Annotated in this window: 11 protein-coding genes; 6 read left to right on the top strand and 5 right to left on the bottom strand. The window is 72.0% G+C overall.

Annotated features, from left to right (window positions below; genetic code table 11):
* Window positions 1-194: 194 nt before the first annotated feature.
* The gene (locus ACFYPD_RS30160) at window positions 195-899 is read right to left on the bottom strand and encodes a GtrA family protein (RefSeq protein WP_387120817.1); all 705 of its coding nucleotides are present in this window, start codon (window positions 897-899) and stop codon (window positions 195-197) included.
* Window positions 900-962: 63 nt separating this feature from the next.
* A complete protein-coding gene (locus tag ACFYPD_RS30155; RefSeq protein WP_387120837.1) occupies window positions 963-1,499 on the bottom strand; it encodes a GtrA family protein in 537 nt (178 codons plus the stop codon).
* 504 nt (window positions 1,500-2,003) lie between these two features.
* Between ACFYPD_RS30155 and ACFYPD_RS30150 the strand changes: the two genes are divergently transcribed.
* The 4 genes from ACFYPD_RS30150 to ACFYPD_RS30135 all read left to right on the top strand — a co-directional run bounded on the left by ACFYPD_RS30150 (window position 2,004) and on the right by ACFYPD_RS30135 (window position 6,862).
* Window positions 2,004-3,845, top strand: coding sequence for a phosphoenolpyruvate carboxykinase (GTP) (locus ACFYPD_RS30150; RefSeq protein WP_387120814.1), 1,842 nt, complete (start codon window positions 2,004-2,006; stop codon window positions 3,843-3,845).
* Between the two features lie 39 nt (window positions 3,846-3,884).
* Window positions 3,885-4,760, top strand: coding sequence for a hypothetical protein (locus ACFYPD_RS30145; protein ID WP_387120812.1), 876 nt, complete (start codon window positions 3,885-3,887; stop codon window positions 4,758-4,760).
* 132 nt (window positions 4,761-4,892) lie between these two features.
* A complete protein-coding gene (locus ACFYPD_RS30140; protein ID WP_387120834.1) occupies window positions 4,893-6,011 on the top strand; it encodes a geranylgeranyl reductase family protein in 1,119 nt (372 codons plus the stop codon).
* A gap of 80 nt (window positions 6,012-6,091) precedes the next feature.
* Complete coding sequence (locus tag ACFYPD_RS30135) at window positions 6,092-6,862, top strand: isoprenyl transferase (protein WP_387120810.1); 771 nt, start codon at window positions 6,092-6,094, stop codon at window positions 6,860-6,862.
* A gap of 9 nt (window positions 6,863-6,871) precedes the next feature.
* On the opposite strand, the gene otsB is transcribed toward ACFYPD_RS30135, so the two are convergent.
* From otsB to ACFYPD_RS30120, 3 genes are all read right to left on the bottom strand, one after another.
* Window positions 6,872-7,696: a trehalose-phosphatase gene (otsB, locus tag ACFYPD_RS30130; protein WP_387120807.1), complete on the bottom strand. Its 825-nt coding sequence runs from the start codon at window positions 7,694-7,696 to the stop codon at window positions 6,872-6,874.
* Between the two features lie 70 nt (window positions 7,697-7,766).
* Complete coding sequence (locus ACFYPD_RS30125) at window positions 7,767-8,120, bottom strand: hypothetical protein (RefSeq protein ID WP_091314007.1); 354 nt, start codon at window positions 8,118-8,120, stop codon at window positions 7,767-7,769.
* Window positions 8,121-8,283: 163 nt separating this feature from the next.
* Entirely contained in the window at window positions 8,284-8,724 is a 441-nt protein-coding gene (locus ACFYPD_RS30120; protein WP_387120804.1) for a helix-turn-helix domain-containing protein, read from the bottom strand.
* A 264-nt stretch (window positions 8,725-8,988) separates the two neighbouring features.
* Between ACFYPD_RS30120 and ACFYPD_RS30115 the strand changes: the two genes are divergently transcribed.
* Together ACFYPD_RS30115 and ACFYPD_RS30110 are read left to right on the top strand one after the other, a co-directional pair.
* Window positions 8,989-9,330, top strand: coding sequence for a hypothetical protein (locus ACFYPD_RS30115; RefSeq protein ID WP_091260344.1), 342 nt, complete (start codon window positions 8,989-8,991; stop codon window positions 9,328-9,330).
* Complete coding sequence (locus tag ACFYPD_RS30110; protein ID WP_387120801.1) at window positions 9,327-9,755, top strand: hypothetical protein; 429 nt, start codon at window positions 9,327-9,329, stop codon at window positions 9,753-9,755. The genes ACFYPD_RS30115 and ACFYPD_RS30110 overlap by 4 nt, the downstream gene beginning before the upstream one ends.
* Window positions 9,756-9,816: the final 61 nt, after the last annotated feature.

Below are 9,816 nucleotides of genomic sequence, written 5' to 3'. Positions count from 1 at the left end.
CCCCGCAGGCTCAACCCGAGGCGCCGGACGCCGAAGCCGCCGCCACGCCGCAGCCACCGCCCCCGGCCGCGCCGGACCCCGACCCGACCCCGGCCCCGCCGCCCCCCCCCCCCCCCCCCGCCCCCCCCCCCCCCCCCCCCCCCCCGGGCCCCCCCCCCCCCCCCGGGGGGCCCCCCCCACGCCAGGGTCGGGAGTCAGCGGCGCGGAGCGCGGCGCGGGGTGGGCTGGAGTTCGGCGGCCAGTTCGGCGTCCAGGTCGGCGCCGAGGGCCTGGCCCAGGCCGGCGTCGGCCGGTGCCGGGCGGGCCCGGTGTGGCCGGTAGTCGCCCGCGCGGCGCTCGCCGAGCGGCGGCTCGGTCTCCTCCAGCTCGCTGACCGACTCGGCCAGCTCGGCGACCGGGTCCATCTCGCCGACGTTGTCCCACTCGTCACGCGGGATGGTGTGCCAGGTCTCCTCGGCGTGCTTCGGCACCGGCTGGAACACGAAGGTCCGGTAGGACCAGAAGCGGAACAGGGTGGCCAGCAGCACGCCGCCCGTCTTCGCCACGTTCAACGCGAGCAGGCTGTGCACGCCGAGGCCGTACTTGGCCAGCGCCAGCACGCCCAGCTCGATGACCAGGCCGGCGCCGTTGAAGACGAAGAACAGGACGTATTCGCGCCGAAGCGCCGATTTCGGTCGATCCCGGTACGTCCAGTGCCGGTTCATCAGATATGACGTGATCGTCGCGACGATGGTCGCGATGACGGTCGCCTTGAGCTGGCCGTTGCGGAAAACCGTGAGTGCCAGCGCATTGAACACCGCGTAATTGATAACGGTGTTGATGCCGCCGACGATGCCGAATTTGAGCGCCTCGTGGATGAACTTCTGCCAGCGCTCGGGCAGCAGACGGACAAGAGGCATGCGGAACACCTTAGGGCAGTGGGCAGGGCCGGCTGGGCCCGGCAGGACGGGATGGGCGGTGGGTCACGCCCCGGACTCTCGGTCGCGGCTCGTCGCCGGAACGGGCGGATTTCCCGCCTCGACGAAAACGAACCGTCGGTACGACCAGAACCGGAACAGCGTGCCCAGGCCGGTGCCGACGATGAAGCTGGCGATGTTGTCGGCCAGCGGGGTCTGGAACACCTCGGGCCACACGGCGCCGAGACCATAGCGGCTGATGGCGAGACAGCCCACCGCGATGCCGAGGCCGACCCCGTTGAAGAAGAAGAACAGCGCGTACTCCCGGGCCGGGTGGGAGCGCTGGCGGTGCCGCCACGTCCAGAACCGGTTGCCGAGGAACGCCAGGGTGGCCGCGATCACGGTGGAGACGGTCTTGGCCGCCACCGGCGGCATGTGCCGCACGCTCGCCAGGTAGTTGAAGAGGGCGAGGTCGATGAGGAAGGCGAAGCCACCCACCGTGGCGAACTTGCTCATCTCGCGGACCAGGTGACCGAAGCGGTCGATCAGGGCCCCGATCAGACCTCGACGGGTCTGCGGAGCCCCCGGTTGGTCCCCGGTCATCGTCGCGGCCACCCGCCGAGAGTACCGGGTGTGCGCTGCCGGGACGGGCCGCAACGGCGAGTCTGCGGTCCGCCGCCCCAGCGCGTCGCTCGTGGGTGGCCCGACGGGTCCCGCGGCCCCTCGGGCGACCGCCGCCCGTTTCCGGTATCCGTGAGCGCAGCGTAACCGGGTGTGGCGAAATTGTGGAGCGGATCACGGAATCGTCGTTCGTGTCATGGGGGTCAACTTCCGCCCGTCGGTCGCCTCCGCGGGGTTGGCGGCGGGCCGGGCCGTCGGAGGTTCTCCGCAAGATTTGCGTGAAACTGCGCGCGAAAGCGGGTAAGAGATCGCGATGCCGCAGCGTGGCCGTACCTTGTGCAGTTCTTCACAACCAGTCCCACTGACTGGGGAGGCAGCCCGGTTTACGCTGAGCCCAATCCCAGGTTTCCACGAAGGCGACGCACCGGCTCGCCAGAACTCGTGCATCCCATACATCGGTCAGCGTCGACCACAAGGAGATGTGACATGGTTGCTCCGGCTACTGTTCGGGGTATCGATCAGGCCCCGACGTCCCACCCCAAACTGCTCGCCTGGGTACGTGAGGTCGCGGAACTGACCACCCCCGACCGGGTGGTCTGGGTGGACGGGTCCGATGAGGAGTGGCGCCGCCTCACCGACGAGCTCGTCGAAAAGGGCACCCTGATCCGGCTGAACCCCGAGAAGAAGCCCAACTCGTTCTACGCGCGGACGGACCCGACGGACGTCGCGCGGGTCGAGGAGCGCACCTTCATCTGCTCCGTCGACGAGGCGGACGCCGGCCCCACCAACAACTGGATGGCGCCGGCCGAGATGAAGCGGACGATGACGGAGCTGTACCGCGGGTCCATGCGCGGTCGCACCATGTACGTCATCCCGTTCTGCATGGGGCCGGTCGAGGCGAAGAGCCCCATGTTCGGCGTCGAGATCACCGACAGCCCGTACGTGGTCGCCTCGATGCGCATCATGACCCGGATGGGCGAGAAGATCCTCGAGGCGATGGGCGACGACGCCGACTTCGTGCACGCGCTGCACTCGATCGGCGCCCCGCTCGAGCCCGGCCAGCAGGACGTGGCCTGGCCGTGCAACGAGACCAAGTACATCTCCCACTTCCCGGAGAGCCGGGAAATCTGGTCCTACGGCTCCGGCTACGGCGGCAACTCGCTGCTCGGCAAGAAGTGCTACTCGCTGCGGATCGCCAGCGTCATGGGGCGCGACGAGGGCTGGCTCGCCGAGCACATGCTGATCCTCAAGATCACCTCGCCGGAGGGCCGGGTCTTCCACATCGCGGGCGCCTTCCCGTCCGCCTGCGGCAAGACCAACCTGGCCATGCTGGAGCCGACCATCCCGGGTTGGAAGGTCGAGACCATCGGCGACGACATCGCCTGGATGCGGTTCGGCCCGGACGGCCGCCTCTACGCGATCAACCCGGAGTACGGCCTCTTCGGCGTCGCGCCGGGCACCGACTGGAAGACCAACGCCAACGCCATGCGGACGCTGGACCGCGGCAACTCCATCTTCACCAACGTGGCGCTCACCGACGACGGCGACATCTGGTGGGAGGGCATGGGTGAGCCGCCGGCGCACCTGATCGACTGGAAGGGCAACGACTGGACGCCGGAGAGTGACAGCCTCTCCTCGCACGCGAACAGCCGGTTCTGCACCCCGATCACGCAGTGCCCGATCCTGGCCGACGACTACTACGACCCGAACGGCGTGCCGATCGACGCGATCCTGTTCGGCGGCCGGCGCCGGGACACCGTCCCGCTGGTCACCGAGGCCCGCGACTGGGTGCACGGCGTCTACATGGGCGCGACCCTCTCCTCGGAGACCACCGCCGCCGCCTCCGGCGCGGTCGGCGTGGTGCGCCGCGACCCGATGGCCATGCTGCCGTTCATCGGCTACCACGCCGGCGACTACTTCCGGCACTGGATCGAGATGGGCAAGGGCGCCGACGGCGACGAGGCCAAGCTGCCGAAGATCTACTACGTCAACTGGTTCCGCAAGGACGCCGAGGGCAACTTCCTCTGGCCGGGCTTCGGCGAGAACTCCCGGGTGCTCAAGTGGGTCATCGAGCGCCTGGAGGGTCGCGCCGACGCGGTCGAGACCCCGATCGGCATGGTTCCGGCCCAGGACGCGCTCGACGTCGACGGCCTGGACATGACCCCGGAGGACGTGCGGATCGCGCTCAAGGTCGACCCGGAGGAGTGGCGCAACGAGCTGCCGCTGGTCACCGAGTGGTTCGAGAAGTTCGGCGACAAGCTCCCCGGCGTCCTCTGGGCCGAGCTGGACGCGCTGCGCGCCCGGCTGGACGCGGCGCCGCAGAAGTAGAGGTGTGACGCACGCTCGCACCGGGCAACACGGGATGCCATGAGGACGGCCGCCGAACCTGTCGAGGTCCGGCGGCCGTCCGCCGTCCGGGCGCTGACCGTCCTGCTCGCCGTCACGGCGGCGGCCACCGTCGTGGTCGAGCTGCTCAACTACTGGTACGCCCCGGAGCAGGAATTCGGGCTCGCGGTCCGTACCGGCTGGGCCATGCTGCGGTCGCTGGGCTTCCTGGTGCTGATCGGGCACGTCAAGCGGGGCCGGGCGGTGGCGAAGCCGTTCGGGCTGATCCTGTCGGTGACCACGGTCTTCGCGGTGGGGCGGCTGGTCGTACCCCGGGCGGGGGTGCCGCCGCTGCCCGGCCTGCTCGGTTTCGCGGTGCTCACCGCGCTCTGCGTCGCGGTGGTGGTGCTGCTCTACCGCTCCGAGACGGTCGGCGGGCACCTGGTCCGGCACCGCAAGGGCCTGGTCGTCGAGGGCGGGGTGATCTCCTGGCGGGAGGTCGTCCCGAAGCGCCCGCCGGTCACCGGCTGGCTGCTCACCGCCCGGGTCGCCGCGTTCACCTACAGCCCGCTGATGCTGGTCCCCGCCCTGGTCGCGACCGGCTCCATCCTGGACAGGCGGATCAGCGCGGTGCCGGCCGTGCTGTTCTGGTTCGCCGCCGGCATCGCGGTCAGCTACGCGGTGCTCTTCTGCACCGCCTTCCTGATGCGCGACCGCCGGTGGGCCCGCAAGCTCCTGGTCGCCATCACCCTGGCCACCCTCGCCGTGGACCTCCCCCTCTGCTGGTGGCTCCTCGGCGTCGACGGCCTGATCCGAGACGGCGCCCCGCTCCTGACAGCAGCCCTCCTGGCCCTCTATTCCCTCCACCGCACCACCCGCCCCACCACCCCGCAGCCCTCCCCGCCCCCGCCCCGTTGATCAAGAAGTTTGCGTCGGAATCCGGCCGTTCCCCGACGCAAACCTCTTGATCAACCCGACGGGTCGGGGGCGGGGTGGGCGCGGCGTGCTCGGAGGGCGGGGCACGGCGGGGAGGATGGTGGGGTGGGGGAGTTGTGGGACGTGGTCGTGGTCGGGGCCGGGCCTGCGGGGGCGGCGGCCGCCCTGGCGGCGCGGCGCGGCGGGGCGGCGCGCGTGTTGCTGCTCGACCGGTACGACTTTCCGCGGGACAAGGCATGCGGGGACGGCATCGCCGCGCACGCGCTGGACGTCCTCGGCGAGCTGGGGGTGACCGGGGCGGTCGACGGGTACGCGCCGCTGCCCGCGCTGCGCCTGGTCGGCCCCGGCGGCGGCACGGTGGCCCGGGCGCTGCCCCGGCCCGCGTACACGGTGCCCCGGCAGGTGTTCGACGCCCGGCTGGTGGCGGCGGCGACCGCGGCCGGGGCGGAGCTGCGCCGGCACACCGTACGCACGGTGGAGGTGCGCGAGGACCGGGTGGTGCTCGACGGGGAGCTGGCCGCCCGGGCGGTGGTCGGGGCGGACGGGGCCGGCTCGGTGCTGCGCCGGACGCTCGGCCACCCGGTGAACCCGGACCGGCACCTCGCGCTCGCCATCCGGGGTTACGCCCCGGCGCATCCCGGCCCGCCCGAGCAGCTCATCGTCACCTCGTCGCCGCGCTGGCCGGCGTACGCCTGGTCCTTCCCGATCGGCGACGGCCGGGCGAACGTCGGCTACGGGGAGGTGCTGCGGGGCGAGCCACTGACCCGCGCCCACCTGCTGGACCGGCTGGCCGCCCTGCTCCCCGGCACCGACCCCGCGGCCGTGACCGACCTGCGGGCGCACCACCTGCCGCTCTCCACCCACCGGCCGGCGCCCGGGCGGGGCCGGGTGGTGCTGGCCGGCGACGCCCTCTCGCTGATCAACCCGTTCACCGGCGAGGGCATCTTCTACGCGCTGCGCTCCGGGGCCCTGGCCGGCGCCGCCGCGGCCGACGCCCCGGCCTCCGCGGCCCGCCGCTACGCCGACGGGCTCCGCCGCCGGCTCGGCACCCACCTGCGGCACAGCTCGGTGGCGGCCTGGCTGGCCCGGCGCCGGCGGGTGGTGGACGCGGCGGTGCGCGCCGCCCGCCGTGACGAGCGGGTCTACCGGACCGTGGTGGAGCTGGGGCTGGGTGACGGACGTCTCGATGCCCGCACGCTCGCCATGATCGGCGCGGGCCTCACGCCGGTCTGACGCCGCGCCGCGACCTGAAGCCGTCGACCATGCGCCACCGAGACACTGATCTTCCGCGCGGGTCGCTACCCTGCAAGGTGATGACTCTGCGGAAACTCCTCTACTCCGTGTACGAGCGCCGGCTCACCGCGAAGCTCGCGGGCAAGCCGGTGCCCCGCCATGTCGGCGTGATGTGCGACGGCAACCGCAGATGGGCCCGGGAAATGGGCTTCGTCGACCCGAACGACGGCCACCGGATGGGCGCCGAGCGGATCAAGGAGCTGCTGCGCTGGTGCGACGCCGCCGGTGTCGGGCACGTCACGCTCTGGCTGCTCTCCACCGACAACCTCTCCCGGCCGGCCGCCGAGCTGGACCCGCTGCTCCAGATCATCGAGGACCTCACCAACGAGCTGGCCGAGGAGGGCAACCCCTGGCGGCTGCGGATGGTCGGCGCCCTCGACGTGCTGCCCGCGCAGCACGCCGCCGCGCTCAAGGCGGCCGAGGAGCGCACCCGGCAGCGCAGCGGCGGCGCGCAGGTCAACATCGCGGTCGGCTACGGCGGCCGGCGGGAGATCGCCGACGCGGTCCGCTCGCTGCTGCTGGAGCACGCCGCGACCGGCGGCACGGTGGAGGAGCTGGCCAACTCGATCGATGTCGACCACATCTCCGAGCACCTCTACACCAAGGGCCTGCCGGACCCGGATCTGATCATCCGAACCAGCGGTGAGCAGCGCCTCTCCGGCTTCATGCTCTGGCAGAGCGCGCACTCGGAGTTCTACTTCTGCGAACTCAACTGGCCCGACTTCCGCCGGGTCGACTTCCTCCGCGCCCTCCGCTCCTACGTCACCCGGCAGCGCCGCTACGGGGCCTGAGGCGCGGCCTCAGCGCAGGTGGGCAAGCGCCTCGGTGAGGAAGTCGCCGAGGGCGGCGGGGGAGTCCAGGGTGAGGTCGGCGGCGTCGGCGACCTCGTGACCGGTCTCCGGGTTCGCCACCGCGACGCAGACGCCGAGGAACTGCGGGTCGGCGGCGGCGCGGGCGCGCAGCGCCGAGAAGGCCTTGATGTCGGAGACATCGTCGCCGAAGTACCAGGCGCCGCCGGCGTCCCGCACCGCCTCGCCGATGACCATGCCCTTGTCCCGGTTGACCGGGGGCTTCAGCTCCAGCACCATGCGCCCGGCCTGGCAGCGCAGGCCGAGCCGCTCGGCCTGGGCCCGGCCCCACTCCTGCACGAGGCCGCCGAGCTGCGGCGCGGTGCGCCAGTGCAGCGCGACGGAGAGCCGCTTGAACTCCACCAGGGCCCCGGGCGGCAGTTCGGCGCGGGCCTGCTCGGCCAGGTCGGCCATGGTGGGCACCCAGGGCAGGGCGGCCGGCTCGGTGACGGTCTCGCCGCCGGAGTGGCTGTGCTCCAGGCCGTAGAGGCCGTAGAGGTCGATGCCGGCGAGGCCGCCGAGGTGGTCGCGGAGGAATTCCACCGGGCGGGCGGAGACGATGGCGATGCGGCGTACCCGCGAGGCGAGGGCTTCCAGCGCGGCGAGCACCTTCGGCGCGGGTTGGACCGCGGTGGGGTCGTCGTCGACCGGGGCGAGGGTGCCGTCGAAGTCGAAGAAGAGCACGACGTCGCCCGCACGGGCGGCGGTGGCACGCCACGCGTGCGCGGCGTCCAACGGGGTTTTCGGCTGCTGGTTGCCCAGGTTCAACGGCGGCACGCGCGACAGCGTACCCCGGTCTCGGCGGCGTATTCGTGGCCGAGATGTGACGTCGGGACGACGCGGACGGTCAGCGTTCGGCGGCTCCCCGTCCCCGGCGCCCGAACGGCACCACGGCCGCTTCCTGCCCGTGGCTCAGCAGGTAGCCCTCCACGAAGCCGGTGTTCCGGTCGCCGGTGTGCGCCTCGATCTCGTTGAGCCGCGCCACCAGGAACTCGGTGAGCGCGCTGACCCGGTCGTTGAGCCGGTCGTGCAGTTCGGCGACGACGGCGAGGACCACCGCGGTGCCGGCCGTGATGAGCGCGAAGAGGTTGACGACCAGGGGAAGCTGCCCGCCGTCCAGTACGCCGACCACCACGTTGCCGGTCACGCACGATGTCACCGACACCACCGCGACCACGACTGCCAACCATTTCAGGGTCATGGACAGACCCCTCCTTCTGTCCCGCAGGGCTGGGTTCGGCTGTGTCCCGTCCCCCCGCCGATGACGAGCCCTTAGCAGTACAAACGTGGACGCTAGCCTGTCCGATCCGGCCCCGAGGCGAAACGATCGGGTCTGACCTACCGTTCTTTCGCCATCTGAGGAACTACCCGGCTTGTTTACCTCTATTTCGGGCGTCGACCGGAAGGGTTGGGCGATAAGCGAGATAACGAATGGTTTCTCGAATGTGGAACTTCTCCGCGTCGGAGACGTTCGGGTCGACCAGCCGGCGCAGCAGCGCCTCGACGTCGGGGTCCATCGGCGGCGGGGTGGGGGTGGCGCGGGGGGCCGCCGCCCGGTCCCAGCCGAGGGCGGCGAACGCCGCTGCCGGGTTGAGCCCCAGCCCCTCGCAGAAGGCGACCACCCGCTCGGCCTCGGGGTCGCTGGCCCAGTCGCCGCGGACCCAGCGGTTGATGGTCTGGCGGGAGACGCCGGTGCGCCGGGAGACCTCGGTGCCGCTCCAGGCCCGCATGGCACGCGCATCCTCCAGCGCGCGACGGACGAAGGTGGCGAAGGCGATCTTCCGTGCGTTCGCGGTCTCGGTCACCCCGTGACGGTACGACCAGTCGGTCTCGGCGGCGCGTCCCGGCACGCTGCTGTCACGCCGACGTGACGATGATCCATGGTCCCCGGTAAACGATCCAGAGCTGTTCCTGAGGGGTGTCACCCGGGCAGAATAGATGGACACCAGTACGGCGGTAAACAGACGAAAAGCTGATACTGTCACGCTCATGAGACAACTTACGGTGTGTCACGTGCATGAGACGACGAGTGCTCACATGCGTCACTCCGCGGGTGTCGAGGGGGTCTCGTGACCGAGCTCGCGACCCGTGCGCAGGCCTTCGGCCTGATCGCGGAGGGGGTGACCGCCGGCCTGAGCGCCCCGTGGCGCCTCTACCTGGCCCGGGGCTGCCGCTACCTCTCCCTCAGCGTCGGTGACCGCGACGAGTGGGACGCCTGGCGGACCCACCTCGGCTGTCCCGAGCTGAGCGTCCGGGTCTACGAGGCCGGCGGCGAGATCCGCCGGGCCTCGGTGGCCGAGGTGATCGTCGACGGCTGCCGGATCAGCGTCGAGCTGGTCGAGGAGGTCAGCACCGCCGATCTGGAGCGGCTGCTGGTCGTCGACCCCCTGCCCGGGGCGGACGAGCGATGAGCCCCTTTCTCGCCGTCGTGCTGGTCCTCGTGCTCGGCTCGACCTGCTACGCCGCGGGCCGGCTGCACGGCCAGCTCAGCTACCGGATCGGCTACCGGTTCGGCTACCGCCAGGGCTACTTCGACGGCGACCGGGGCGCCTGGAACCGGCGCCGCCGCGACGCCCAGGCCGCGATTGCCTCGGCGCTGGCCGGCCCGGCTCCCGCCGTGGTGACCGCCCCGGCCGGGCGCACCGCGCCGTTCGCCGGCACCGCCGTCCCCGCCGCGGTCACCGCCCGCACCACCTCCGGTCCGGTCCTGCGGGCCACCGCCACCGCCCAGCTCGGCGGGTTGGCCACCCGGCAGGGCACCACGTACACCGGTTCCTCGTTCGGTGCGGCCGGTGGCGGGCCGCGGACCGGGACCCTGGTCCGCCGGCAGGGCTGAGGCCCACCCAAGGCACGGTGTGCCGTCCGCGGCGGACGCGCACCGTCGGAGCCGTAGTCAG

This window comes from Micromonospora sp. NPDC005299 (assembly GCF_042872345.1).
In the GTDB taxonomy this organism is placed as follows: domain Bacteria; phylum Actinomycetota; class Actinomycetes; order Mycobacteriales; family Micromonosporaceae; genus Micromonospora.
The sequence above is the reverse complement of the archived record's forward strand: the minus strand, read 5'-3'. Positions and strand labels throughout refer to the sequence as shown.